General features: G+C 51.2%; 31 protein-coding genes. All 31 read left to right on the plus strand.

What is annotated here, in order from left to right:
- The first annotated feature begins 84 nt into the window (after positions 1-84).
- The 31 genes from Enr17x_RS13785 to Enr17x_RS13935 all read left to right on the plus strand — a co-directional run bounded on the left by Enr17x_RS13785 (position 85) and on the right by Enr17x_RS13935 (position 26413).
- Positions 85-360: a hypothetical protein gene (locus tag Enr17x_RS13785; protein WP_145309622.1), complete on the plus strand. Its 276-nt coding sequence runs from the start codon at positions 85-87 to the stop codon at positions 358-360.
- Positions 357-887, plus strand: coding sequence for a hypothetical protein (locus Enr17x_RS13790; RefSeq protein WP_145309624.1), 531 nt, complete (start codon positions 357-359; stop codon positions 885-887). Before Enr17x_RS13785 ends, Enr17x_RS13790 begins: the two co-directional genes overlap by 4 nt.
- Positions 850-1515, plus strand: a complete 666-nt coding sequence (locus tag Enr17x_RS13795) for a host-nuclease inhibitor Gam family protein (RefSeq protein WP_145309626.1) — start codon at positions 850-852, stop codon at positions 1513-1515. Before Enr17x_RS13790 ends, Enr17x_RS13795 begins: the two co-directional genes overlap by 38 nt.
- Before the next feature lie 307 nt (positions 1516-1822).
- Complete coding sequence (locus Enr17x_RS13800; RefSeq protein ID WP_198001145.1) at positions 1823-2215, plus strand: hypothetical protein; 393 nt, start codon at positions 1823-1825, stop codon at positions 2213-2215.
- Positions 2212-4176, plus strand: a complete 1965-nt coding sequence (locus Enr17x_RS13805) for a terminase gpA endonuclease subunit (protein ID WP_145309629.1) — start codon at positions 2212-2214, stop codon at positions 4174-4176. The genes Enr17x_RS13800 and Enr17x_RS13805 overlap by 4 nt, the downstream gene beginning before the upstream one ends.
- Entirely contained in the window at positions 4158-4607 is a 450-nt protein-coding gene (locus Enr17x_RS13810) for a hypothetical protein (protein ID WP_145309631.1), read from the plus strand. The genes Enr17x_RS13805 and Enr17x_RS13810 overlap by 19 nt, the downstream gene beginning before the upstream one ends.
- A 68-nt stretch (positions 4608-4675) precedes the next feature.
- Entirely contained in the window at positions 4676-4930 is a 255-nt protein-coding gene (locus Enr17x_RS13815) for a hypothetical protein (RefSeq protein WP_145309633.1), read from the plus strand.
- A gap of 4 nt (positions 4931-4934) precedes the next feature.
- The gene (locus tag Enr17x_RS13820) at positions 4935-6428 is read left to right on the plus strand and encodes a phage portal protein (RefSeq protein WP_145309634.1); all 1494 of its coding nucleotides are present in this window, start codon (positions 4935-4937) and stop codon (positions 6426-6428) included.
- Positions 6428-7330 carry a S49 family peptidase gene (locus tag Enr17x_RS13825; protein ID WP_145309635.1) on the plus strand — a complete coding sequence of 301 codons (903 nt, stop codon included), beginning with the start codon at positions 6428-6430 and terminating at the stop codon, positions 7328-7330. The genes Enr17x_RS13820 and Enr17x_RS13825 overlap by 1 nt, the downstream gene beginning before the upstream one ends.
- Positions 7290-7853, plus strand: a complete 564-nt coding sequence (locus tag Enr17x_RS13830; protein ID WP_145309636.1) for a hypothetical protein — start codon at positions 7290-7292, stop codon at positions 7851-7853. The genes Enr17x_RS13825 and Enr17x_RS13830 overlap by 41 nt, the downstream gene beginning before the upstream one ends.
- 81 nt (positions 7854-7934) lie before the next feature.
- The gene (locus tag Enr17x_RS13835; RefSeq protein WP_145309637.1) at positions 7935-8726 is read left to right on the plus strand and encodes a hypothetical protein; all 792 of its coding nucleotides are present in this window, start codon (positions 7935-7937) and stop codon (positions 8724-8726) included.
- Positions 8727-8806: 80 nt separating this feature from the next.
- Positions 8807-9772 carry a Mu-like prophage major head subunit gpT family protein gene (locus tag Enr17x_RS13840; RefSeq protein ID WP_145309638.1) on the plus strand — a complete coding sequence of 322 codons (966 nt, stop codon included), beginning with the start codon at positions 8807-8809 and terminating at the stop codon, positions 9770-9772.
- Positions 9773-9877: 105 nt separating this feature from the next.
- Positions 9878-10654 carry a thioredoxin domain-containing protein gene (locus Enr17x_RS13845; protein WP_145309639.1) on the plus strand — a complete coding sequence of 259 codons (777 nt, stop codon included), beginning with the start codon at positions 9878-9880 and terminating at the stop codon, positions 10652-10654.
- A 9-nt stretch (positions 10655-10663) separates the two neighbouring features.
- Positions 10664-11170 (plus strand): hypothetical protein, encoded by a 507-nt coding sequence (locus Enr17x_RS13850; protein ID WP_145309640.1) that lies wholly within the window; start codon positions 10664-10666, stop codon positions 11168-11170.
- The gene (locus Enr17x_RS13855; protein ID WP_145309641.1) at positions 11171-11725 is read left to right on the plus strand and encodes a hypothetical protein; all 555 of its coding nucleotides are present in this window, start codon (positions 11171-11173) and stop codon (positions 11723-11725) included.
- Positions 11722-12618, plus strand: coding sequence for a hypothetical protein (locus tag Enr17x_RS13860; protein ID WP_145309643.1), 897 nt, complete (start codon positions 11722-11724; stop codon positions 12616-12618). Before Enr17x_RS13855 ends, Enr17x_RS13860 begins: the two co-directional genes overlap by 4 nt.
- Positions 12619-12630: 12 nt before the next feature.
- Positions 12631-13020, plus strand: coding sequence for a hypothetical protein (locus Enr17x_RS13865; protein ID WP_145309645.1), 390 nt, complete (start codon positions 12631-12633; stop codon positions 13018-13020).
- Entirely contained in the window at positions 13017-13715 is a 699-nt protein-coding gene (locus tag Enr17x_RS13870) for a hypothetical protein (RefSeq protein ID WP_145309647.1), read from the plus strand. Before Enr17x_RS13865 ends, Enr17x_RS13870 begins: the two co-directional genes overlap by 4 nt.
- A 100-nt stretch (positions 13716-13815) precedes the next feature.
- Entirely contained in the window at positions 13816-15504 is a 1689-nt protein-coding gene (locus Enr17x_RS13875; protein ID WP_145309649.1) for a phage tail tape measure protein, read from the plus strand.
- The gene (locus Enr17x_RS13880; RefSeq protein WP_145309651.1) at positions 15501-15884 is read left to right on the plus strand and encodes a hypothetical protein; all 384 of its coding nucleotides are present in this window, start codon (positions 15501-15503) and stop codon (positions 15882-15884) included. Before Enr17x_RS13875 ends, Enr17x_RS13880 begins: the two co-directional genes overlap by 4 nt.
- Positions 15881-16519, plus strand: a complete 639-nt coding sequence (locus Enr17x_RS13885; protein ID WP_145309653.1) for a hypothetical protein — start codon at positions 15881-15883, stop codon at positions 16517-16519. The genes Enr17x_RS13880 and Enr17x_RS13885 overlap by 4 nt, the downstream gene beginning before the upstream one ends.
- Entirely contained in the window at positions 16519-16989 is a 471-nt protein-coding gene (locus Enr17x_RS13890) for a hypothetical protein (protein WP_145309655.1), read from the plus strand. The genes Enr17x_RS13885 and Enr17x_RS13890 overlap by 1 nt, the downstream gene beginning before the upstream one ends.
- Positions 16973-17206 (plus strand): hypothetical protein, encoded by a 234-nt coding sequence (locus tag Enr17x_RS13895; protein WP_145309657.1) that lies wholly within the window; start codon positions 16973-16975, stop codon positions 17204-17206. The genes Enr17x_RS13890 and Enr17x_RS13895 overlap by 17 nt, the downstream gene beginning before the upstream one ends.
- A 64-nt stretch (positions 17207-17270) precedes the next feature.
- On the plus strand, positions 17271-19175 hold the full coding sequence (locus Enr17x_RS13900; protein WP_145309659.1) for a hypothetical protein: 1905 nt from the start codon (positions 17271-17273) through the stop codon (positions 19173-19175).
- Between the two features lie 38 nt (positions 19176-19213).
- Positions 19214-20350, plus strand: a complete 1137-nt coding sequence (locus tag Enr17x_RS13905; protein WP_145309661.1) for a glycosyltransferase — start codon at positions 19214-19216, stop codon at positions 20348-20350.
- A 9-nt stretch (positions 20351-20359) separates the two neighbouring features.
- Positions 20360-21040 (plus strand): hypothetical protein, encoded by a 681-nt coding sequence (locus tag Enr17x_RS13910; protein ID WP_145309664.1) that lies wholly within the window; start codon positions 20360-20362, stop codon positions 21038-21040.
- A 23-nt stretch (positions 21041-21063) separates the two neighbouring features.
- Entirely contained in the window at positions 21064-21750 is a 687-nt protein-coding gene (locus tag Enr17x_RS13915; protein ID WP_145309666.1) for a hypothetical protein, read from the plus strand.
- The gene (locus tag Enr17x_RS13920; protein ID WP_145309668.1) at positions 21750-23723 is read left to right on the plus strand and encodes a hypothetical protein; all 1974 of its coding nucleotides are present in this window, start codon (positions 21750-21752) and stop codon (positions 23721-23723) included. Before Enr17x_RS13915 ends, Enr17x_RS13920 begins: the two co-directional genes overlap by 1 nt.
- Complete coding sequence (locus tag Enr17x_RS13925; RefSeq protein ID WP_145309670.1) at positions 23720-24073, plus strand: hypothetical protein; 354 nt, start codon at positions 23720-23722, stop codon at positions 24071-24073. Before Enr17x_RS13920 ends, Enr17x_RS13925 begins: the two co-directional genes overlap by 4 nt.
- On the plus strand, positions 24063-25532 hold the full coding sequence (locus Enr17x_RS13930; RefSeq protein ID WP_145309672.1) for a ligand-binding sensor domain-containing protein: 1470 nt from the start codon (positions 24063-24065) through the stop codon (positions 25530-25532). The genes Enr17x_RS13925 and Enr17x_RS13930 overlap by 11 nt, the downstream gene beginning before the upstream one ends.
- Before the next feature lie 11 nt (positions 25533-25543).
- Positions 25544-26413, plus strand: a complete 870-nt coding sequence (locus tag Enr17x_RS13935) for a tyrosine-type recombinase/integrase (protein ID WP_145309674.1) — start codon at positions 25544-25546, stop codon at positions 26411-26413.
- Positions 26414-26439: the final 26 nt, after the last annotated feature.

The following is a 26439-nucleotide window of genomic DNA, read 5'->3' on the forward strand; positions in this document are numbered from 1 at the left end:
TTTTGGAGCTGCTCTGTTTCTGGACTAAGAAAAAGCACAGCGATCAAAATGAACGACTCGAAGAAGTTGAAAGGATTCAACAGGATGCGAGTGAAGGAAACGAACAAGCGGTTCAGTCCCAGTTTCATCGCTGGCGTACTCATGCTCGCGTTCGTGACAACAATAAGCGGCTGTAATCTCTTCGAGCGTTACGAACGCAAACCGGAACCAAAGGTGATCACGGTTCCCGATCAGATGGTCCCGAACAAACTCGACCAGGGAGAGCCTGCTCCCTTTGATGGCTGGCTGTTTTCCACTCCTCTTTTCAATGAGTACGCCCCCCACTGGCAAAAGGGGCCATACGGGAGCGACCACGAATGATGTCGATCTATCCGGATCCGGAAGAATCAAAGCTACGCGATTCGATCTGTTTGCTCATAGTGCTGATCATCGCGTTTGTTCTGCTCTTATTCACTTTGCCTGGCTGCCAGGCAGATCAGCGGACGTATCAGCCGTTTGTTGAGCCCCCTGCTCCAGCTGAGCGCCCCGTCGAAAAGATCCGGCCTGCGATCCATGATGCCGCGGTCCGTGTCGATGAGGTATTGGAAAAGACGCCCATGCCGGCCGTCGCTGAAGTCCTGGCCGATGATGCCCTGGACATGATTGAGAAAGTGGATCCCTTACCAAAACCAGCAGCCCCCGATCCCAGGGCGGCTGAGATTATAGAGCCGGAATTAGAGCCTGTGATCATTCCGGACGAAGATCAAAGCGAACAGACAGAGTCCGATATAGGGACATGGATCATCGTTTGTTTCGCTCTGATCGTTTTGATTTATGTTTCTTTTCAAATGCTGAAAGGTTTCAAGGACGATGTCAAAGACTCTGAGCGCAACGGATCGACCAGCTGAATGCCTGGGCGTGGATCCCGTGATCGAATCCGTAGAGGACCTCGATAAAGCCATCTATGAACTTTCTTTTCTGGGAGCGTTGGACAGCTCGATCGACGCCCGTTGTACTGAGCAGATCGAATCCCTCAAAAGCCAGTACGAGAAAAAGAAAGTGCTGCCCTTCCCACCTGGTCGTATCGTTTACATCAAAGACCGCATCGAGCAGCTGACGGCTCTGGTCTGTGATTATTGTCGAACCCATCGATCAGAGCTGCTTGACGGTAAGAAGAAAACCAGAACGCTGCCCCATGGTTCGGTCAGTTTCAAAGATCAGCCGGCCAAGGTTGAGTATCGTGCCGGCCTCAAGGAAGCCGACAGCATGAAGCTGCTCGACAAACTTTTGAATTCAACGTTGATCGAATTGATCCTCGCCTGGTTGAAATCCATTTGTATCTTCGGATCGAACAAAGAAGCACGCTTGTTATCTGAAGTCGTCGAGCTGAAGCCGAAGCTCAGCATCGCCAAGATCAAAGAGGCGTATGAAAAGAAACGGCTGACGACTGCGCATCTGAAACAACTTGGTTTGAAATACACCAAGGGATCAGAGAAGTTGACGGTCAAGCCGTCGGCCTACGAGCCAGGCGGCTGAAAATTCTCGGGTCCTCCCTGGGGGGCCCGGGGGCCGCGCGCGGTTCCATAATCGCAATTTTTTTGTTTCAAAACGCATTTTTTGAGCACTTCTTCTTCTTCCTATTAAATTTATGGGCAAAAAATCACCGAAACGATCGCCCAAAAAAGCCACTTCAAAACGTTCCCCATCCAAATCGAAAAAAATAGCCACAAAAAAAGCCCCGGCGAAGGCCTCGGAGTCGGACAATGTCATTTATGGCAAAGCAGCAGCAGCCAAACGTTGGGGAAGATCTGATAGAACTATTCAGACCTGGATCCAGAACGGAATGCCCGTTTCCCAATCTGGTCGCAAATACGTCTTTGATCTTTCTGTCTGCGATCCCTGGGTGGAATCCTATCTCAGCGACAATGAAACATCTGACTCAAAAAAGTTGAATGATCAACTCAAAAGGGAGAAGCTGAAACAAGAGATTCTGAAAACAGAAGATCTGGAACGCAAAAAACAGATTGATAAAGGGAACCTGGTCAGCCGGGAGGAGTTCGATCTGTTTGCAGCAGAATGTGTAATCGAAGCCCGCGACCAGTTTCTGACGGTTCCTAAAGAGATGCGGCGTCACCTCTGTAAGAAATGCCAGGCGAAAGTGGTTGAATTACAAAAGCTGATTGAGCTGACACTGCAACGCCTGTCAGTCATTAAAGAAGGGCCGAACAAAGAGTGATTGCGCCCACTACCATCAAAAATCGAATCAAACCGCTCTGGGCTCCGCCGAAGAAAGTTTATGCGGAAGACTGGATTCCGGCGAATGTCAAAACGCCGAAGGGATCTGAGTATGAAGGTTATTGTAATTATGACCTGGCTCCCCATACTCGAGAAGTCTTCCGTGCCTTTGACGATGAATCCATTCGTGAGATCTATCTGATCTGGGCAACCAGGTCGGCTAAAACCACCACGATGACCGGGCTGATGATGCACGCCGCAGTAAACCGGCCGAAGCCGATGGCCTTTGGCTCCTGCGATGAGCCGTCCACGAATCGAACATATGATGAGATGATCTATCCCATGCTGGAGAACTGCACAGCAACGGCCGGCATGATCCCTCCCAAAGGTAAACGGCCAGCGGATATGGTGGTGTTCGATCGATGCCGATGCCGTAAAGCCTTCGGCGGTTCGCCGGCAACGGTGGCCGGGTATCCAGCCTGTTTCCTGTTTGGCAATGAATGGGACAAATGGCCGCGTCGGAAAAGCTCAGAAGCCCAGGCCGCCAACAGTTTCACGCAGCGTGCAAAGGGGTATCCCTACGAATCAAAGGCGATCTTCGAAAGTACTCCCGGGGAAATCTCTACGTCCCGGATCTGGAAACTTCGGAACGCAAAACGGACACAGCGACGTGAGTACTATGTCCCCTGCCCTCACTGTCTGCATCATCAAACATTGAGACGTGAGCAGCTTCAGTGGGAGGGAAAAGGAGATCCGGAAGCAGATCAGATTCTGGCCGCTGAAACCGCCGTCTATCTATGCGAGGACTGCGGTCGAGCCATTCTGAACGAAGACCGGGCCGAAATGATGCGTGCCGGAAAGTGGGTGGCCGAAGGTCAGACCATCGATCGCCGGGGCCGAATTCACGGGAAGCCGACAGTCGATTCGGCCTATGTTTGTTTCGGGCCCTTCTCTACGCTCTATTCGCTACTGATCAGCGGCTGGGGACAATACGTCGCAGAACTCCTGGGGTGCGGCGATGATCCGGACAAGCTCCGCGACTTCCAGAACTCAACCGATGCTCTGCCCTATGATCCCGCTCCGGAAGAAGTTGATCCCCATGAACTCGCCAGGATCCTCCGGAGCGATGAGGACCATATTGCAATCTGTCCGATCTGGTCACGGTTCATTACCAGGGCCGTCGATGTACAGAGTAAAGCGGCCGGTTATGAATTCCCCTGGCAGGTCTGTGCCTGGGGCGAAGGTGGCCGCGGTGGAACTGTCACAAAAGGGACAGCCTATGGATTCCATGAACTCTCCGGAGTGCTTAACCGTCGCGACTTTCCCCACGCGGACGGCGGACCGAATCTCTATGTTCCGTTCGACGTGATCGACTCCGGAGATGGTAACTCAACGGATGATGTCTATGCATTCTGTCACAACCGTCCGTTCTGCTTTCCTCTTAAAGGATCGTCGACATCGTTCCCCAAAAACTATGCCCTCTCTGAAATTTCCAATGATCTACGATCACAGAAACAGACTGAGTCGAAAGAACGTCGGCTCCTCAATGGGGAAGTACTCCTGATCCTCGTCAACACGATGCGATCGCAATTCTGGCTGCAACGAATTCTGGACGGTCGGATTAAAGCGGACGCGATCAACCGTTTCTCAATTCCAGCTGAACTAGCCGATGACGAGGCCTTCCTGGAAGAACTGCTCAATGAATATCAGGACATTGACTTCGGTCCTGATGGCTTCTTTACCAGGGGCTGGAAACGTCGCACACGCAATCCCAACGATCAACGCGATTTGATCCGCTACAACTGGGCGGCAGCTCAAATCATCACGAACAATGGCCAGGAATGGTATCTGCTACCTGATCGGCCGAATGTCACCGAAGAGGTACGGACGCCTCGACGGAAACGAAAGAGGAAAGTTTCACATTATCAAGGAGGAGGACGTCAATGTCCCGGAAACCGTTAAAAAATCAGAAACAGAGCAAAACTGAAAAACCACAAGAGTCAGCTCCTACCGCCGCCGATTTCCTGCAACAGAATCAATCAGTTCCAGTGGAACAAACCAAACCGGTTGAAAAGAAGCCAGAAGAGGAACCGAACGTCACTGAACTGAAAAAAACTCCGGAACAGAATCCGGATCCGAAACCAGCAAAGCCCACTCCACCAAAAAAGAAGTCTGAACAAAAACGGGAACAGAATGTCCGGGTAACTACTGCGGTGTCAGTGAAAGAAAATCAGATTCATGCGGGTGATCCATGTGGATCCGGAAAAAAATGTCCGGGTAACTATATTGTTCTCTCTTCAATCCGCATCGGAAAACGTCGGATTCGGCACCTTGCCTGTTCAATCTGCAATTTCAAACCCAAAAACAACAAAGAGGTTATGCATCTTCCATAAAGTTTTTTATCCGGATCTGGCAAAAAGCTATTGCAAAAAACGAGCGGTGCTTATCAAAGTACGACGCCATGACTACGACCTGGCAATATGCAGATTATATCAGCGACACGGACAACAGTTCGCGTTTGGCACGCTTGCGACTTCACATTCAGGAAGTCGCACAGCGTACAATTTCCGTTGAAGGACGTTCGAGCACAGTCTCCGCCGTGAATCAGCAGTATCTGAATTCACTCAAAGGGGAAGAAACAGAACTCGCTCAACTGGTAGAGCCAACTCGGACCAGTACTTATCGACGTAACCCTGTGACTTTCAGGAGAGACTGAAAGTATGGGGAAACCTATCATCGATCGCTGTGTGGATTACATGTTTCCCAGCTGGGGGCTGAAACGCGCTCAGGCTCGTGCTTTTCTGGCAAGCTATGACGCTGCTCAAAAGAAACGCGGAAGCAAAGACCGCGGCGGTAAACAGAACGGCGGTTCTGGTGACGATCATATCGACCATTATGATTTGTGGACGCTCCGTGAAACGGCGCGTGACCTGGACCGAAATAACGGTCTGGCTATGGCGATCGTCGATCGCATCATGGAAAACGTGATTAGTTCGACGGGATTCGAGTTGAGACCAAAAACACTTCACGATGATTCCAATAAGCGAATCAAGGAAGATTTCGCCTACTGGTTCATACATGAGCTGGACGCCTGCCGGGAATTTAGTGGCTGGTCCTATATGCGGAATGTGTTCCGTTCCTACAAACGCGACGGCGATTATTTCCTGCAGTTCCGTACTGCAGGGAATTGTTCGGTCATGGGATTCGAAGGAGATCGAGTGTTGAATCCCAATGGTCAGTTGACCGGGATGACGATCGGCGGCCTCGAAACCATCAACGGGATCGCCAAAAAAGATGGTGTCAAAAAGTATCTATGGGTAGCTGACAAGGCTCCGACCTCCCCCTATGTTCCTGCTTCAGACGGAAAAGCGATTCGTGCAGATCGAGTCATTCAGATCTATTCTCCACGTCGTACCACACAGGGACGCGGAATCCCGATCTGTGCCCCCCTCATTCGGGAAATTGACGATATTGATGACTTGCTGGCCTGGGAACGCCAGGCTGCAAAACTCGCTGCGTCTCAGAACATGGTGGTCAAAACGGAAAATCCGGTTGGGGCTGCTGAGTGGATGAAGTCCATTTACACCGATCGTGATCAATCGGAGGAACGACTGGAAGAAATTGATCCCCTTTCGCTGAATTATCTCCGCGTCGGTGAAGAGATCCAGTCGATTCAAAGTAATCGTCCTAACAACACCTTTGAATCGTTTATTCTTCTCCTGAATCGGTATGTGGGGATTCCTCTGGGACTGCCTCTGGAGCTGGTCTTGCTTGATTTCAGCAAAGTGAATTTTGCCAGCTCCCGTCAGTTACTCAACCAGGCACAACGCCGATTTGAGATTGAACAGGATGATTTTTCCTGGTTTATGTTCAAGATTTATCAGCTCTGGCTGATGGTGCGAATGGAACGTGGTTTTTACGATCGGGACAAACTCGGTCCCAATCCTTTCAGTCATGTATGGGGTTTCCCTGGCTGGCCGTCACCGAATCCGCTTCAGGATGCCCAGGCCTGTGCGTTAGCGATTCAGTATGCATTCGGGTCACGAACCGACTGGAATCGGAAACGGGGAGTCAGCCAGGACCAAGTCGAACAGGAACTGGAAAAAGAGAACAAGCAACTGGTTGAAAGAGCGATTCCGGTCAAAGACTCTGTAGAGCCTCCCAGCCGTCGCACACAAGAGAATCAACCCAGCAAATCACAGGGGGCCGTGTAATGGACGTCTCAATGCCTCCCGGAGAATGGTTGCTGCTTCCGGCTGCCATCGATGAATTGTTGGTGATGCATCAGCAGTTCCAGCAAATGTTTCGAGAAAAAGAAGAAGCGTTTCTTGACGAGCAGTCTGAACAGGATGATGTTGATTTGTCGGACTGTCTGATCATTGAGAATGTCGCGATTGTCCCCCTGCACGGGGTAATGGTTCGACATTCAAACTGGATGACTCGCTGGTTTGGTGCCACATCAACAGAAGAATATGCCGGCAAGATCGAATCCCTGGCTAAACGGGAGGGAATCGATCACATCATTCAGGACGTGAGATCTCCCGGAGGTGTGGTTGATGGTCTGGATGAAGCCTGGGAACGGATCAGAGAAGTCCGGAAACAAGTCGCAATCACATCCATCTGTAACGAATTGATGGCCTCGGCGGCCGTTTATCTCGGTTCCTGTGCAGATGAGATCATTGTCACACGAAACAGTCTCTCCGGATCGATCGGCGTGATCCTGGAACGAATGGACTGGTCTAAGCGTGAAGCCGAGATGGGAATCAAAACGAATGTGATCACGTCCGGGAAATTTAAGGCGGCCTTTCATCCGTCCGTACCGTTCAATTCCGAATACGAATCTATTTTGCAGAACCGATCTGATCGCATCTATCAAACCTTCATCCAGGTCGTAGCAGAAAATCGGAAAACATCAGCTGAAGACGTGATCGACAATATGGCTGATGCGCGAATTTTCACGGGGCAGGAAGCCGTAGACGTAGGACTGGCAGATCGTGTCGGTTCATTAAAACAACTGGTCGCCGAATTAACGGGACCGAACAATACTCAACCCTTTAATTATGGAGACGAAAATCATGGCGAAGACGACTACTACGCCCGATTCATCGAAAGCTGAAGCCGAACCCAAGGAAGGAGCCAAGCAGGAAACACTGGTCGAGCGAACTCCCGTTGGGCTGTCAGCTGAGCAAATGAAAAAGTCAAACCCGGAAGCCGTTCAACGAATGCAGGAAGAAGCGGCCAGCAAAGCCAAAAAGGAATCGGCGAAGGCTTTGTCTGAAATGAAAGCAGCGTTCTCCGACGATCTGGAATTCGCGATCGCAGCCCATTCCGAAGGACTCAGCGTCGAACAGGCCAAAGCGAAACGTTACGACGCTGTGATCAAAGAAAACCAGAACCTGAAAGCAGAAAACGCCAATTTCAAACAGGATTCAGAGGACCTGGAGATTAAGTTTGCACCAGCTGGTGAAAAGACCAGCTCGGCACCTGATGAGGAACTTTCGGCGGAAGCGATCGAGAACGCTGCTGCCGACGCCTGGAACAAATTATCTCAAGCCGAGAAGGCCGAGTTCGGTAATGTCAAAACGGCATTCTTTGCTTATTACAAAATGAACCCGGACGAATTCAAACAGAATAAGTAATTCTCTGTACGATTCGTTTTGTTGTATTCGAAAAGGAATTCTGGAACTGGTTAACAGTTCTCTTCAATAAGGATATTGATCATGACTGCATTAGCAGAAGACAAACAGTGGATAGAGTCACTGGGAAATGAAGCAGATTTCCCTATGGCGGCATCCACTCTGGTTTATCAGGGCTCAATCGTCGGCCTGAATACAAGCGGCTATGCGCGCCCGTTTGTCATCGGCGATAAGTTCGCCGGCATCACGCTGGAAGGTCGGAACAACAGTAGTGGATCCAATGGTGATTTGAATGTCTGTTGTTTGCGCGGCAAATTCTATCTGGAAGCATCTCTTTCTGGTGTCGCTTTAACCGATGCTGTGATCGAGGCTCCGGTCTATGCTCAGGACTCCGGAACACTTTCTTTGCGGTCCGGTTTCCGAATTGGAAAAGTCGTCGCTTACCTGAGCTCCGGAAAGGCCCTGGTTGAATTCGATACGAATCCGCAATTTAACGTGCTCGCTGAGACCGTTGCTTTTGGAGATTTCACGGACGTTGATGCGACTGGGTACATCGATTTTTCAAATTCGATCCCTGAAGGATCACTCGTTTTAGGCTGGCAAGCTGACGTGAAAACCGGTTTCACTGGCAATACTACAGCAGTAGTCCAGGTAGGGGAATCAGGGAACGTCGACCGATTCTCTGCGAAACCAGACAGTAGCTGTGTCGCTGCAGATGTGGTGGGGACTGCAGCGGCTGCCGTTTCTGCCAATCAGGGATACTTGGCTTCTGCGGTGACACCTCGGGTTACTGTTACTGGTGCGGATGACTTCAGCAGTATTACGGCCGGTGAGATGGATATCAAAATCCTGTATATCCCTGCTCTGCGCGTCTGATCTTTTACCAGTTCTATAGTTCTAATTCTGTCCCTTATCGAAAGCGGGCAGAGAATTTCAAATAATAGAGGAGATTAAAGATGAGTCACTCACCGACAAGAGGCGGTGTTGCCAAACTGGGAGAACGCGGGATCCGCGCTTTCTTTTATGAAGGTCTGCAGGGACTTCAGAAAACCGGATGGGTAGACCGTGTATCTACTCTCTACGATTCAGATCAGGAAGTAGAAGACTATCACGGTATTGGACATGTTCCTGCGATGCGTGAATCGAGGAACGGACGAAACGCCGAACAGTTGTCGCACTTCAATTATGAGATTCGAAATGTTGATTTCGATGCGACGATTCGTGTCAAAAAACATGAAATGAAGCGAGATAAGGTTGGTCTGATCCGAAAACGCGTGAATGAACTGGCCGGTTCAAGTCAAAAAAACTGGGCAAGATTGATCTCCAATCTGCAAATCAATGGAGAGAGTGCTCAGTGTTATGACAAGAAAATGTACTTTGCCAAGAATCACCAGGAAGGCAAAAGCCCGGTTCAGTCCAATCTGATCGATGCATCAGATTACCTTGCTCTGAATGTGGCAGACGCAACCGATCCCACTGCTGCCGAGTTGATGAAAGTATTTATGAAATGCATTCAGCATCTCTACAGTTTGAAAGACGACCAGAATGAACCACGAAATGAGGATGCAATGAAATTCATTGCATTCGTTCCGATCAGTATGTGGGGGGAATCTTATACCACGATCACTTCGAAGAATCTAGCAGTGGTCGGAGGAGGTAACCAAGACAATCCGCTTCCAGATGCGGAGTTCAGCCTGGAAGTGGTTCCGAATCCGAGACTGACTTTTGAATCTGACCTGATTGTTTCGATCGATGATGGCAGTTCGTATATTCGCCAGGAAGAAGAACCGCTTGATCTGGTGATCCTGGGAGAAGACTCAGACCACTACTATTTCAACAAGGAAATCATGGTCTCAGCAGAATCAACCAGAAACGTTGGTTATGGTCTTTGGAGCAGTTCTGTCAAAGCTCAACTGAGCTAAAACCTTTTGAATTAGCCGGAATGATTCCGGTTGACCAGGTGACACGGATGTTACCTGGTTCTCAATCTCACATTCACTTCTTTCACAACCCACGGAGGGGACTCAATGAAAACGTTTCTCGTTTTACCAGCTCTACTCATCGCGATCGGCGTCTGCTGTTTGATTGATAGTCCATCGAACGCGCACAACAACTCTGATCAATTCAAAATGCCTGTTGTACAGGCCTCACCAGCTGCTCAACCAGCTCGGGCGAAGAAACAGCCCACACTTTACATTCTCACCAGGCAAGACTGCGCTCCCTGCAAACGATTCGAGGGGGAAGTCGTCAGCCGAAGCGAGCGGGCGAAGTGGTTACTCAAGAACTACAAAGTCCTGCTGATCGACGTCGCCGGATTTCCTGCGGTCATGGACCGGGGAGGCACGCAATTCACCTGGCCAGACGGCTGCTGGAATAAAGGCAGTTCCCCGCTCCGGGCATTAACGGACGAGCTCGGGTTTAAGAAGGAGAAACAAAAAGTGGGCATCAAAGATCTAATGCAAGCAAATGCCGACCTGGTGTTGTCGGATGCGTCCGGAATCGCCGACGACGTGAAAGTCTATCCCGAATCAGGATCCCCGTTCACGGTCAAAGGGGACTTCCTGGAAGATGATGCCGAAGGCCTGCGCGTCGATAAGAATGCGGAATCACAGCCTCGAATGGCAATTGTCGATTTACCTCGAGTTGCCAACGGCACGGCTTTCAATCCGGAAAACGGCTGGCGATTTCTGATTAACGGAGAGACCTGGTCTTTTAATGGGTTCCAAGGCAAGGACGCCAACGTACAAACCGTACTCCTGACGATCAGCGATATCAAACGGAATACAGGCCGCGTTCACTTTTAGGAGCCCCTCATGCCCGACGTCACACCAACAGGTCCACTATCCATTCCGTTTGCACAGACGGCGATTCTACTCGCTGACTGTCTAACATTAAGGACTGCTTGCGGTGTGGCGTCGGTTTCAGAAATGGAAGAGAAGATTCACTTTCCCTACTACGACCAGGGAATTGACGGCAATAACTGGCCGATTCCTGGCGTGATCATCAACGACGATGACTGGGGAGAGCAGTTCATGAATCGCAATCTGGATCAGGGAGGCTCGCTCCAGGTGACGTTCTGTTTTGAGCCAAATCCGGATTATGAGGACGATCCCAAAAATCAGATTCTCGATTTTCGAAATAAACTCGGTGAAGTCCTGAAAGAAGTACTGAAAAAATCAAACACACCGAACCCGACTAACGGGTTCAGTTACCTGCACGTGACGAAATGGGAGAAATCCAGCACTCCCCTGTTATTAGATGATCCCAAGTATGCATCAAAACCACTGATGCATGCTGCGTTTACTTTTCATTGGGTTTAAATGGCCGGTCCTACCGTATCTGTGACTGTCGATTATCCACGCGATCCCGCTTTGTATCAGCGCGACCACGGTCGCTTTCTGCGCGAGGCGAATCGACATGCGGCCGTTTATCACCATCGGCACCACATCCCGCGTCACTTCCAGTCGTTCGCGGCTGCCAAGTATGGATATGCGAAACGGCGATCGTTTGTCGGTCGCAAATCGTATCAGGACCTCAAAAACCGGCTCGGCCTGCCTCCGCTCGTTTCTCCCCGTCTGACGGGCGGACAGACACAACGCCAGGTCACCACAATGAGACAAGTCACAGCGACACAAAAACGCAGCCGGCTGATCATGCGACTCCCCTTCCGCGGCGGTACCGGCCGGTTCCGAACGCAGCCCGGACAACGTGAGTTGTCAGTCAATCAAAAGGTAGTCCTGCAGATTATCAGTGAAATCGAGACGATTGCTCCTGACGAACAACGCACCATCAACAGCGAAATTCACAGACATTACGCGATGCAGGCGAACAAGCCAGGCGTCCGCAAACGAAAACGATTTGGAGGCAGATCATGACACTGGGCGCAATGCAGAACTATGTAATCTATCCAGCCGTGTTCGATTCATTGACCGTGAATCATATGCTCAGCATCGGATTTTCGTCCAATATCCAGAAGCTGATTGCGATGGCCGGCGGGAGTCCCGATCCTGCTCTGATCGCCGAAGTCGCTCGCGAGAACGAAATCCGGATGTCGACGGGGGATATCGGGACTGTATTGACAGCGGTCTCCCCGACGAACGCTCTTCTGGTAACCTCTTCAGGAGAAATCCAGTTCCAGCAACGCGCCGACGGGGGTACTTACAAAACCACGGCTGAGCACGTTACGCTCAATTCAACGCGGGGGATGCTGCTCCCGCGAACGATTAGCAGTAGCCAGGACTCACAGGAAGCAGCTTCTCTGGAATTGTCCTACATTCCATTCCGCGTCGGTTCGAATGCGCCGTTTGTGGTGAATGTAGATCAGACGCTCACTGGGGCGCCGGCAGTCAACGTGCTCTACAAACAGGGGCCGATTGTCTTTGAGAACACGTTACTCTTAGACATTCAGGACATGAGTACCGACTTCGGTCTCACGTTCAATCACTGGCGCGGATCCGGAGACATCGCAGCCACGACGGGATCGATCACCAAACGTGAACCGAAAATGGAATTCACTGGCCGCAATCTGAAGCTGCTGAACTCGATTGGTGGTGGGCTGGTCGGGATGACCAACGGTATCACGCAGTATTACCGCCGCATTGGTTACGCCGACGCGTCGAATAACCATATCGCCATTACGTTCAGTTCCGGCGTCTATGAAGTGACCGACGTTTCCGGCCAAGGTGAAAACTCGGTCGATCAGAAAGTAACCGTCTCAGGAGTCGGGACGATCTCCGTCAGTCTGACTTCCGCCATCCCATCAAGTTAACAGGAGCGAATAATGCCAATCCAAACCATCAACCAGGACTGGTCTTCTGGCAATTTACCACCCTTGTCCCGGCAGATTGTAGTTACTGCCGATTCTGAGGCGAATGCCGAGATTGCAGTTGCCGATTCATCAACCGACCTGGCCATCAATCTTGCGATCGACGTCTCGGCGCTCAAGCTGCTTTACATGGTCAGTGATCAGGATCTGATTGTCGAAACCAACGACGGTACGACTCCCGACGACACGATCACACTCAAAGCCGGCAAGCCGCTCGTCTGGCACGAGGACTGCGGTTACACGAACCCACTCGGAACCGATGTGACGGCGTTCTTTGCCACGAATGCCAGCGGAGGCGACGCCACTCTCCATATCAAAACTTTACAGGATGCCACTCCCTCATGATTAGTTATTTCATCCCGCACAAAAACGCATCGAATCCCGACCACTTACGCGAGGTCGGTTTGGAAATGCTGCTGAGAGAGGGCGATGATGGCCCTCACTTTGCTGATCTGGCCGGGACGGGTCCGGGCGGGAAACCCGGCCAGATCATCAGCTGGACGGGTGACGGCCTGGCGTATCTTCCGGAGCAGCAGGACTGGATTCCGGCGATACCTGATCCCGCACGCAATCTACCGGCCGAACGATATTGGATCGGAACGAACAAAGGACAGAAACCAACACCCCTCGATTTGATGCGTCTGCCGAAGATCACGTTTGATGGCTTCCCATTGCAATTGGGAGACGGGAATACGTGGGTTCTTCCGAATGCCCTGCGCATGCCGCATTATATGGGTCTGAATGAGCGCGGAGAGTTGGACCGCTTCCCAGTTGCCAGTTGCAAGCCGCTCTATGATCGGACGCTCTGGGCTCTGGAGCATGCCGAAGCGGTGTTTCGAGAGGAAAAGGAATTAGACGAGAAAGCTGCATTTAATTATGTCGTAGAAATGCTGGCCGTTAATTACCGGATCTGTCCTCAGATCGTTTCCTTGTTGCAACTGTTCAATGATGAGAATCTGTTTGGAGCGATGTGTAAAACAACTGACCTCGAACAATTATTTCAGATACGCGAGGAGTTAAAAAAAAACAGTTCAGTCTGAATCCCCTCTGGTTACACGCCGTCGCATTCTCCCGCGGTCAAGTAGCCAATCCGACACTTTCTGATTACGTTCTACTTCAGTTTGTAAAATAGGTTTCCAGGTGAATAAAGTCGAAACGATTCTAACTGCGAAAGAGGCGCAGATGCTCTCTGCCTGGAGACGGAGTACGCAGTCGGTCGCTGCCTTTAATGAAGAACTGGATAAAATAGGAAGAAAGCAATCGCGAAACAAACAGCAGTCTGGTCGTTTCTTCAGGGGAATGAGTAGTGGTCTAGCTGGAATGGTTGGTGGTTATATTTCGGTCGCCGGAGCTGCTGGAATCCTGATGAACAAAAACAGGGAGATCCTCACACAGACTGAAGAAGTCGGCAAGAAGTTTGACGAGATCTTCCGTAAATTGCGTGTTCAATCTGGGCTTCGAGGAATCCAGGGAACGGAAGCACAGGAAAGAGTCCTTGAAATCGCCGAACGCCAGGCATTTACTTCAGAACAGGCCAGTGGTGCATCTACTCAACTCGTCTCGTCCGGTTTCACAGCTAAAGAAGCTACCGGTGGATCTCTGGAAGAATTCCTGAGGATCCTGAATGCGAGTAATATTACTGGCAAAGAAGTAGATCCGGCAGAGTTGGCAAAAGCACTAGCGAGCTATCTTCAATCCCAGGGACTCGAAAAGAACGCTGAGAACGTCGCATTAGTGGGACGTAAAGTTCAGGCGTTGTTCCGAGGTACAAACTTGCAACTCCCTGACCTGACAGAGTTGTCAAAAGTATCATCGATATTTAAAGGCATGCTGACGGTTGAAGATCAGCTCGGCGGGATGTCAACTCTCGTTGACCAGATCCCCGCAGCAGAAGCGAAAACCGGCTTTCGAAATTTCGTCTTGCGATTGAGCACTGTAACGGAAGATCAGAAACCAAAGGTTGAAGCGTTAGAGAAACTCGGACTGCAGAAAGAAGACGTCGATTTTGTCGGGGAAAGCTTTACTGACATTCTTGATCGCCTGGCAGTTGGTATAGAAAAAGTACCCGAAAAAGATCGCAAAGGTGTTTTGAATCAGATCTTTGGTGAGAAAACGATCGCGGCTGCAGAAGCTTTGATTAATGATCGCCAAAAAGTCAAAGATTCGTTTCCGATTCAGAACAATACAAAGCAGTTTCTTGATGATGTCGATGAAGCCACCTCCGGAAGAAATGCTGCGTCACGGAGAGCAAAGGTACGTTTGGAAAGGCGGCGTTTTAAACAGGATCAACAGGACGATTTAAAAAAACTCGAACTGGAAGAACTCGCAGAAAGAGAAGGCTTGTCCCCTTTAAGAAGAGATATCAACGAAAAAGGGTATAATACTGCTAGATACTTAGGGATCGACTCAGACACAGCTTTAAATATTATCAATCCCTGGAGTTGGGGATCTGTTTCTGATGCAGTCAACGATAATGTAGATGATCGATCTAAGCCTGCATCTCAATATGGAAATGGAAACCGACCTCCACAGCCTGCTAGAAAAAGTAGAAGTTGGTGGAACTTTGATAGTTTCGACACAGGTAATTACAACACCAGCAGCTACGACCAGGGCGTTAAAGATTTCATAGGAGTTCCCAAAAAGCAACAGGAATCAAACGATCGTCTCACCAAAGCCCTGGAAGAGAACACGGCCGCTCTGAAGCAGCAAAACGAAAAACCGGCGGCTACTCAAAAACCGGTCCAGGTTGAAGTGAAAATGACGTCCGATACGTCAACCGCTCCCAACGGTCCCAGGGCCTCATCTGCATTAGCGAGGCCGGCAAAATGAGTGCACCACTGGTCCACGCCGGTCTGACTTTCCCTGGCATTCATCAAGATCTGATCTTCGGAACCCCCGTTTTGAAATCTCAGAAGAACGAAATCTTCGGCGTCAAAGGCGCGACTGTCATTGATGGCGGGATCGCGACGCGGGAGATTACCTGTGAACACTGGTTGTATAATACTTATTCAAATATCAGCCAGTTAAACACGATGCTGCGTGCGATCACAGCACAAATCGGAGTCAAAGGAACGCTGGTCGACAGCCTGGGGACCACATTCGACGATGTGCTATTCATTCGCCAGGAACCGATACAGGGGCCGCTTTACGATTACGAAAAAGGTTGGTGGAAGAAGATTCGACTCATTTTTGAGGAGCTGACACCATGAGCGTATTACTGGATGGCGTCTGGATTAAGTCGATCGGTTGGGCGGGCCGGCGGGCTTTGATGGTCGAATTCGGCACAATTTACACGGACCGCTTGCATCAGCTCTACGCGGGACGCTGCCTGGTCGGTCATACGCGACAGGCTTCCGAACGTCGCATCACGTTTCAATTTAACCCGACAACAGGAACGCCGGCGACTCTGATGCTGGCTGCGGTCTCGGATGGTGAAGGTTCCGTCGATTACGGCGATCAGTTCGGCCGGCTGCCGGCGAATCGGTACGTGCTCCGCTGGTCGGCCAGCGGCTATCCCGTCGACTCCGATCACTTTGAAATCACAGGATCAACCGAGCCGGGCGGCGAAGTGGATCCGGAGAACGTGCTCAAACGGCTGCACTTTGTCGGCGACGGCGATTATGAGTGGGAGACTCCCTACCTGGACGGCTCCGGTCAGCACAAATTCAAGATTACGCCCCGCGATAATAGCGAACCAGCTGGTAACGCGGGGACGGCGACGGAAGTCACGGTCGACAGTCTGCTGCCTCCGGATGATGTCGCGTTTAATGCGGACGGCAGCCGGTTTACGCTGGCTGAAGAGTCGGCCGTCGTGACCGTTGATTTTAGTTATGGGGGCGGATAATGGACGAACTCAACCGGCGGCTCGAATTGATCGAAAAAAAAACCGACGATTGCGCGGCGTCGGTTAGTGATTGTGCGCAGTCGATGAATGAATGCTCAAAGAATATTGAGCTGATGCAACGCGATATGAAGCATCAGAACGATCTTTCTGAAAGACGCATGTATCAAATTGAACAACTTCTCGATACGCAGCACCTGGTGTTAAACGGAAATCCACGCCAGGACACCAAGGACCGCGGTCTGATCGGTGACGTTGAGCAGCTGAAAAGCTCGGAAGCCCGCAAGAAAAAACTGTACTGGAGCACGGTCGCCGCCTTCATCATGTTGATGGCCTCCAGTTTTTGGAACCTCATTACAGGGAGTGGAAAGGAAGATCATGGTAGATCAGAACCCAAAGAAACCACAGTGCAAAAAACAGGTCCGGGTAAGAGTTACTTACACAGCGGCCGTCGAAGTGATCGACGAGAATGACAATCCTGTCAAAGGCCAGTTTCTAGAACACGAAGTAAAAACCTTTGATGAACGGAGTTTTAAAGAGGCATTCGATTATATCGATTTAAAACGTCGTGCAGTTCAAGCGGAAGTGGATGAAGAACACGATCAGGAACTGGAACGTCAGAAGGAAGCAGAACGTCTGGCTGCTCGAACGATCCCTGAGCGAATCATCGCTTTTCTGTTGGGAACGTAACCTCAGTAAACGATTCACACCCCCATTCATTTCAATAGATTCAATAACGCACGGAGGCGGACAAGTGGTAAAAGTATGTATCGATCTACCTAGCTCAGTCGAGCAAATGGATCAACTCAATCTTACTCCCGGAGGTGAACTGACCATCGACTCCGGAGCGGTGACCATTACTCATTCCGTACACACGATCGACACGGAAGCCGACGCCGTCACGGATAACCTGGCAACGATCAATGGCGGCTCTGCCGGCGACGTTCTGCTACTGAGTCGAGCCAGCGCGGCCAGAGCTGTCGTGCTGCAGCACGACGTCGGGAATATCCGGACGCCCTGCGGAACTGATCACGAATTGACGGCAAACGGGTTCGTCATGCTGAAACATGACGGCAGCAACTGGCAGCTGCAGTCCGGAAACGGCTCCGGTTACGTTGTCAATAAGCTGGCCTGTCTCGCAGTCGCAACCAGCAATGTGACACTCGCTGACGAACAGGTCATCGACGGTGTGTTTTGTGGCGATACTGCACGCGTCTTTTTAGCCGGTCAGACGGATAAGAAAGAAAACGGTCCCTGGGATGTGGTCGCGGCCGCAGCCTCTGATCCGGGGGCCTGGACACGTCCGATTGATTTCCAGGACGGATTCTCTGTTTCTGGTCACATTTTCTGCATTGAGCAGGGAACACAAAACACGGATACCGTCTGGTTGATCAGTAACCACTATGGCGAAGACATTGTCGGTACCGACGATCTGGATCCGGTTCAGCTAAACGGGGCCGGGGTGGACTTCAATATCAACTCACTCACCGCTGAATCCAGTAATTCGGATTCTGATCTGATCGCCATCTATGACGCCTCTGCCGGGGCGATGCGAAAACAGACGCGCGGCGAGTTCCTGACTGGTGTGAGTGGTGGCTCTGGTGTCCCAACCACACGTGTGATCACTGCCGGCATCGGCCTTTCCGGAGGTGGTGATCTTTCAGACGATCGCACGATTGATCTGTCCATTGATGAATTAACGGCCGAATCGACGGCCAACGATGCAGATACCATCGCCATCTATGATGCCTCGGCATCTGCACATCGCAAACAGACCCGCGCACAGTTTCTGGCCGGTCTCGGCGTTCCCACAGCCAGGACCATTACGGCTGGCGTCGGCCTTACCGGAGGAGGTGATCTGGGGGCTGATCGCACGATCGATCTTGATATTACCGGACTGACAGCCGAATCAACGCCTGGCAATTCTGATTTGATCGCCATTTATGACGCCTCGGCCGGGGCGCATCGCAAACAGACTCGGTCCGAATTCCTTAACGGGATCACAGGGGGATTTGTGCCGACGTCGACTCAGGTCATTGCGGGAGTCGGTCTCTCCGGAGGCGGTACACTTTCAAGTAATGTAACTTTAAATCTTAATTTTTCTGAGCTGACAGCGGAAACAGACATCGCCAATGGTGACCTGTTCGCCTTTTATGATGACTCCGCTTCGGCTCACAAAAAGATCACCTATGGAAATCTGATTGATGGAGTCATCCTTGCCGATGGATCAAATCACTTTGATGAATCAGCACAGTTCGTCTTCGACATCCCCGGCGGCGGTTTGGCTGAAGCGGCAAATATTGCTGCACCACAGATTACGAGAAATGATTATTTAGATTCCGGTTTCTATTTTGGGAACACAAGAAATTGCGGTATCTCGATTGACGGAATCGATACGTTTCGTTTCGACGTAGGTGTATGTGGACCTCAAATACCAATGGTCTGTGAGGATGATGTCTTGATTCGAGGGATCGCGAAGCTTTCATCAATTCGATTAACGTCACAATCAGCCGATCCTTACCCGCATCCGGTCGATGGCGAGGGTTATCTCTGGCTCAGTGACGGTACGGACAGCGGCGACGAGGGAGACCTGATGTGCAAGATCCGCGTCGGCGTCACGACAAAAACGATCACCCTCGTCGATTATTCCAGTTTCTAAGTCCCGTCTTTATCTCCTGAATTTCAAGTTAGGCTCCCATGTTAACCAAGAATAAAAAATCCGTTGTCGGAATTTTCACAGTCGGAAACAGTCGCCGCACGGAAGCACAGCTCCGTGCGGCTCTGAAATCCGGTTACACGCAACCGATCCTCTTTGTTCGTCCAGGCGATGTCTTGACGGATTTCTCTCGTCAGTTCGAATCAATGCCCGTGAATTCAGCAGCGGAAGCAAGCAGCCTGATCAAAGCGAGATTCCCTGAGGAAATTCCATTTTTTAATAACTGGGAGGAAGTCACTCCCCCGGCTCCCGAACCGAAAAAGATCAAAGAACACCCCATCATTCAGGAGATCACCAGTCCGGTCGAAGCCAGCAAGTATCGGAAATCGTTCTCCTGCGATGTGATCATCCCTTATAGCGGACCGAATTACCGCTATCTGGATGATGCCATTAAATCGATCCTCAATCAGAATTTTGTTACGACCACCATCCATTTGATCAATGACGGAATGGAACGGGATCCGGTTGGTCAGAAGTACGCACGCCTGGAAAACGTGCGACTCTACAAAAACGTCGATGGTCCGGTCGGTCCCTATATCACGTATAGCCGACTGTTTGATTATCTGGAACACGATTTCATTGCAAATCAGGATTCGGACGACATCGCCCTACCGATGCGGCTCTATAAAAGCCTGCAGATTTTGGATCAAGGGTTCGACATTGTCGGTGGTGCTATGGAACAGTTTGTTGCTTATGAAGATGGCAGCGAACGCATGCGACAGGCACTCACGTTGAAACCCTATCATTTTTCCGGAAAGGTCTATGCGGCCTCGCCTTCAGGGGCGATCGTGAATTCGACGGCCGTCATGAAGAAATCGGTCTATGAAGCCTGTAATGGCATGGCTCCCTGGACGGCGGGGGCAGACAGTGAGTTTTACCAACGGTGCATTACAGCCGGTTTCAAAGCAGTAGCGATGCAGGAAGTCATCGCCTTGCGACGGCTCCACAATCCGTCTCTCTCGAATGATCAAGTCAACAGCGGCCACGGTTCCCATCTACGCGAAGAGATCAAACGTCTGACAGCAGAGAGCATTGAACGCCAGTTATACGGGCCGGATCATTCCATTGGCGGACTCGCTCAACATCGAAACGATACGGAATTACAAAAACTGAACTAGGACTTGATTATGAGTGTGGAACCTCTCGTCCGGTTGGATGACTCCGGCAAAACAATCTATTTCGTGATCTTCAACAACGTCGGCCAGGTGTTCGATTTCAACGCCGGTGTCCTGGCGTTTGCGAATCTGGGAGCGGCGGTCAAACCCTACCTCGCAGCGACTGAATATCCCAATGCCGGCGGGGCCGGGAAAAGTCAGTACATCGCCTCGTTAGACCTGGCGACGATCAACAACACAGCCGCGATCGAGCATTGTACTTTGATTGCCTTTGAACAGGCCGGCGGCTCCCCTGCTCCGGCAACTGATACACCACGGTCACAGCCGAACGGATTTTCGGTTCAGTTTGGCAAGGAAGGACTCAACAAATTCCGGATTCAATGCGGTGTTTCGACGGATACAACCAGCGGCGTCGTTTTGGAGCTGCAAGCCTGGCTGGAATCGGACGAGGGCGAAGTCGTCGCGCTCACTTCCGCGGCAACGTGTGCCTGCCAGATCCGACAGATCGATGCCGGCTCGGATGCGTTGAGCATTACGACCGGAGACTTTGGTAACGTCAACTCACAATCCATTTTCACACACTCCCTTTCCAATCCGGCTCTGGAGAACGATCGCCAATACCGGGCGAAATTCACCATCACTCAGAATGGCGTTTCCTGGACCGTCACAAAACCTTTCTTTGTTGTCCCCTAATCATGCGAATCTACGATCCCTCAATGAACTACGTCTACCATCATCGGCCATTTGCCGGCGGCCTGGGTGCTGCGCTGTATGTCGGGATCGGGAGTGCGACGGCGATTCAATATCGCCGATCGAAGATTCTGAACGGTTGCGATTTTCTCTGCTGGGGTTCCGAAATCGATTTCGGAGCGGCCTCCGTACAAAAGACGACGTACGTCGAAACGATCAAAAGCCCGACTGCGCAATTCTCCTACACCATCCCCGCGGCCTATTACGGCCAGGAGATTTATTTTCAGGTCCGGACACACGAGGGTGATATCGAAAACGAATCGATCTATCGGCCGCAAGCTTTACAGACAGACGGAAGCGGAAACGGAGTCAACGAAATCCGCGGGAGCGGAAGATTCCTGCGCGTTGAGAAGAGAGACGGGGGAACGCTCCGTTTCCGCTTTGTGTACGACAGTGTGCGTGACGGCCTGCAGCCGTCGCAATTCGTGATCACAAAAACGGCGGGGCCGGGATCAGTGGATCCGGTCGCTGTCACGCACACAGGCAAGCGGTCTTATGAGCTGGACGTTCCCAGCTTGACCGATGCGACAGCATACACGTTTCAACTGACCGCCGAGAACGGTTCCACCACGGCCGTCCTGGACACGACCACAGCGACGGCCGACTCCGCGGGACCGCCGGCGGTCAGTAGTTTGACAGCGGAGGGCTGTTGATGGTCTCTACACCTCCCAATGACACGGATCTGATCAAGCGAACGGCCGTCGAATATGTCGTTCTGCTCGGTCCCAACGATGGCAGCAAGCCAACGCTCGATGATCGCGTCGATACGCTGCAGCTCGAATCGATCAAACGTTCCCGCGGAAGCGATCGTGTTGACGCGATTGTCTGCACGTACGATCTGAGTAAAACCGGTCGTTTGATCGATACCACCACGCCAACCGGCCACAATCGGATTCTGGAGGTCCGTGCCTATGATCCGGAGGGCTATCTCACAATCGTGAAAGCCTGGGGAGTTGTGACACAACAAAGCCAGGCAATCACGGAGAACAATGAATACGTGACGCTGATCGCCCGGCAGGAGGAGTGGCTCTTCGGCGAACCGATCTATCATTTTAAACAGTGGAATACTGAGGATCCGATTCACGCCGACATCGTGTTCCAGCCGATCATCGATGATGTGACCGAAAACAACCGCGCAGAGCCGACACAGGCCTCTCAAAGCGATCCGCCGGTGTTTTCCTTCATCGATCCCGAATCCGTCAGGACAGCGGATGCAGAAGCGTTCCAGGAGGCGACAGCCGTTCGCTGGACTCTGGCCGAAGCGGTCTTCTATCTATTCCAACACGTCGGGTCGAATGATTATTACGAGTTTCCGACGATCGCAGATCTGCGGGAGACGTTTGACGATGATCTGAAACTATCCGACATCCGGATTCCGATGGGAACTCCTCTGCCCGAGGCCCTGGACCTCCTGGTCAATCCCTACGGTTATTTCTGGTATGTGCGCTCTGAAATCAATCTGCTGGATGAGACACTGCACTTTATCGAATTTGCGAAACGCGGATCGGGAGACACGGTTTCGGTTTATATGAATCGACCAGGCGAGACGATCAACAACTTGTTGACCAATCTCGATGAATATCGAGCAACCTTTAATATTGGAGACCTGGCCAACCGGATCATCGCGGTCACATCTCCAATTGAACTGGAAGCCACATTCGAGTTGTATAAGGGCTGGTCTGAAGACGATGATGACCTGGACCTGCATCAACTTGAAAAAGGGGGCGATGGTTCCCTCTTCGAATCGAAGCGTGATGTCGGTCGTAAATGGATGTTGAACGAAGCGCGAGATCACGACTCGCTGCGAGCTGATATCGACGGAGACGGAGCCCAGGAACTGGCCATCCAGCTGGGGCTAGATGATTCAGAAGTTGATAATTTCAAACGCCGCAAATTCAAAGAATGCTTTTCCAAAAATCCAGACGGGGAATCAAATGGCGTCGTGGTTGAGTGGCTCAATGAGGATCTGGCCGATGATGAAAATCCCGATGGGAAGTGGGAGCGGGTGGAATGGCCGTTTTCAGTCTTAGAAAAAGAATGTGGCATCTACTTTGAAGGTTCCACGCCTCCGGACGGTCTCTGGTCCCTGGTGAATGAGGATCCAACAAAGGCACGCGTGCGCGTGACGGCGGTTGTCGAGGGGGACAAACGCCGCGTTGTCGAAGTCGATCGGACGAATACATCTCCCAACGCGGCTGATTTGACTTTGTTCATGGATCTCTCAGCACAATATCACTGGCGTGTGATCTCGCTGCTGGGGACGATTCCCGAATCAAACCAGATCCAGCCGTCGATCATGAAAGACAAACTCTTGCATGAGAACAACGATACCGACGACGAAACGGATCTTCAGGCTTTTTCCGAGAAAGTAGTCGCGATCGAGGATGTAACGCTGCTCAGCTGCTCGCTTACTCTGGAGGGCGTTGATCATCCAGAATACGAGCTCGGCAAACTGATTGACCAGGTCAACGGCCGCAACCTCGATCTCAATGCCAAGAATCCGGACCAGTCCGGGAAACGTCTACCCCAGATCATCGGAATCAATGAGTTCTACAACGAAGAACAGCGGACCGAGCTGTTGCTGGAATCGTTCAAAGAGGAACAACCAAAATCGGAGATCAAATGATGAATGATGTCCGTATCCGGCCTAAAAAAACGAACTATGAAACCGATTCCCCTCACTCGATCGACTTCTTCCAATTGCCGGAAATCATCGACGAAGAGAATTATGATGAGCTGACGGCAGACAAGATTTATGTTTACAAGGCGACGCTGCTTTCCAATGTCAAATTCACAGTTCAGGACGTGGAAACAAAGCCACAGGCAGTGACGTTCGATACTACGACCAGGGAGATCGATCTCGCTGGAGGACAGAAGATCGCGAATTCAAAAGCGATTGTGATCGGGGAGCGGATCGGGAAGCAGTGGTACATCGCTCGCGAACTGAAAGTCGGGGGTGAAGTCCTTGACGGTTAGACCGAAGAAATCAATTCATGAGCCAGGCCGACCGACAGAGCGAGCCTGGTTCATCACCGCGGCAGACGACGAGGGAAACTATCCCCTTGAAGGACATGGCTGCAATGTAATGTATTGCCGATACCTGCGCGAGTTTAAAATCGAAGAAGACAATCAGGAAGATAACCTGATTTATGACCTCACCCAGACTGCCGGCAGTCGCTTCGCCTTGGTTTATACGGGAACCTGGGTTCCCCAGGGGGAGATCATCGAAGGCTATAAGAGGTGGGGCCGATGGTGGGGACGCTGGGATTGTCGCACTCTGATGAGCATTCGCAAGTTTGATGCAGACCGTAATCTGCACTGGCATTACACGATTCCCGGAGTCTTCAGAGCAAACTCGGATCTCGCAGAACGCGATTCCCCTACAGAGCCTCTTGATGAATCTGTCCTACAGGGGTTCGTGAGTGTAAAAGTCGCGTCGGACGGTGCTGTGTTTGCACTCCATAACTGGGCTGACAAAGACATTGAAGGAATCGAAACACAAGTTCGACCAGAGCTATTAAAATTCGATCCCTATGGTAATGTGCTCGCGACGGTAACGCTCGAAAAGTTGCGCGAAGCGCGTCAACTCGATCTGGATGCTGATGATAATGTCTATGTCGGTGGCACCTGGCTCTTGACCAGTCCAAATGGATTGAGCCGGTTTAATTTACAAAAATATGATTCCGACTTGAATCTGGTCAAAATCGTTGACGATGACGACGCTCCCTTCCCCATCAATCATCTCATTGTAAAAGGCGATCGCATTTATTGCGGGACTCAGTCTCAGGGAGTTGTACCGGGTTACTCTTACACGACATACCAGAATCCCGTCATCTGGATTTATGATCTGGATCTGGTCCAGCAAAGCGCTATTGATATGCCTGGCTCGACCTTTTCTCACGTGCGCGGTGTGGCTGTTGACGACGATGGCAACATCTACGCCAACGGTACCTTTGTGAATGACAGCGACACCAGCACAAGCTACGGCACCTTACAGAAATTCAATTCGTCGGGCGCGCTGCAGTGGTTTAAATCGTTAGGAGAATCAACGTTCCCCTTCTATCAGCCAGTTCATTACCGCGATGACCACATCTACGTTTACGCAGCAATCGACCAAACCCTCCGAAAATACACGCTCGATGGTGTTGAAGTCTGGAGTGTGCCGATTGTGACCTGGGACGATGAAGACAATGATTATTCTGATTTACTCCCTTACATGCGGTCGATCGATTCAGACGCAGATGGCAATCTGTATCTGGCCGGTCGGCATTACGAGGTCAGTTCTATAAAGCTTCCCTTGAATGTGCAAAAGATCTCTCCGGAAGGCGACGTGATTTGGAAATATGAAATCCGGAGGACGCAACACGACATCGCCATCAATCAAGAGACGGGAGAGTTTTATACAGTGGGTGAAGTGGTTGAGGATGACTGCTGAAAGGGGCATGGATGGCCAAACTACAAACAGTTCAGGAATTCGTGACGGCCTATCTGAAGCACGTCAAAGCCGGCATGAGTCCAAGTACTCTGAAAACGTATACGAAGAATCTGAAACCGTTCCTGGAGCGATTCCACAATCGCTGTTTCTCCGACCTGGAACCGTTTGAAATTGAGGAGTACTTCGACCAGGTCAAGCTGAAACAGGATGGATCCGAAAAGGCTCCGGACACGATCCGTCTGTTGATGACGGCTTTCGAAAACCTGCAGAAATGGGGCATTGAAAACAAACAGCTGCAGGAGCGGGTTGCTCCGCGGATGAAGAAACCGAAAGGCCGGCGGCGGGAGCGCCTGCCCAATGAGCGAGAACGGGAGCTCTTGTTACGGGCGGCGAGTCCGGCCTTTCGGCTCGTTTATAAAGCACTCCGGCAGTCCGGCTGCCGGCCGAATGAAATGGCACGCGCCATGATTGCGGATCTGGTAACGTTCGACGATTCACGGATGGTCGTTCTCTCCGATCACAAGACGGCCAAGAAGACCGGCGAGGCACGTCGTATCCCGGTTGGGGAAAAGCTGGGAGCATTGATCGACGCGTCGATCGGCGATCGCACGGAAGGTCCTCTGTTTCTCAGTCCGCGGGGCAGTCCCTGGACGGCGGCGACATTGTCAAAAACGTTTTACCGGCTCCGGAAGCGGCTCAATCTGGCCGATGACCTGGTCCTCTATCTGACCAGACACGAACACGCGACACAGGTCTATTCCAAAACGAAAGACATTCACGCGACGGCGCGGGCCTTGGGGCATTCTTCAATTCAGACGACGCAACGTTACGTCAAAGACAACGTCGAGGAGCTGACCACGAATCAGGATTGTGTGGAATAATTTTTGAAACGGGAACGCCGGCTGCG

Source organism: Gimesia fumaroli (genome assembly GCF_007754425.1).
Lineage (GTDB): Bacteria > Planctomycetota > Planctomycetia > Planctomycetales > Planctomycetaceae > Gimesia > Gimesia fumaroli.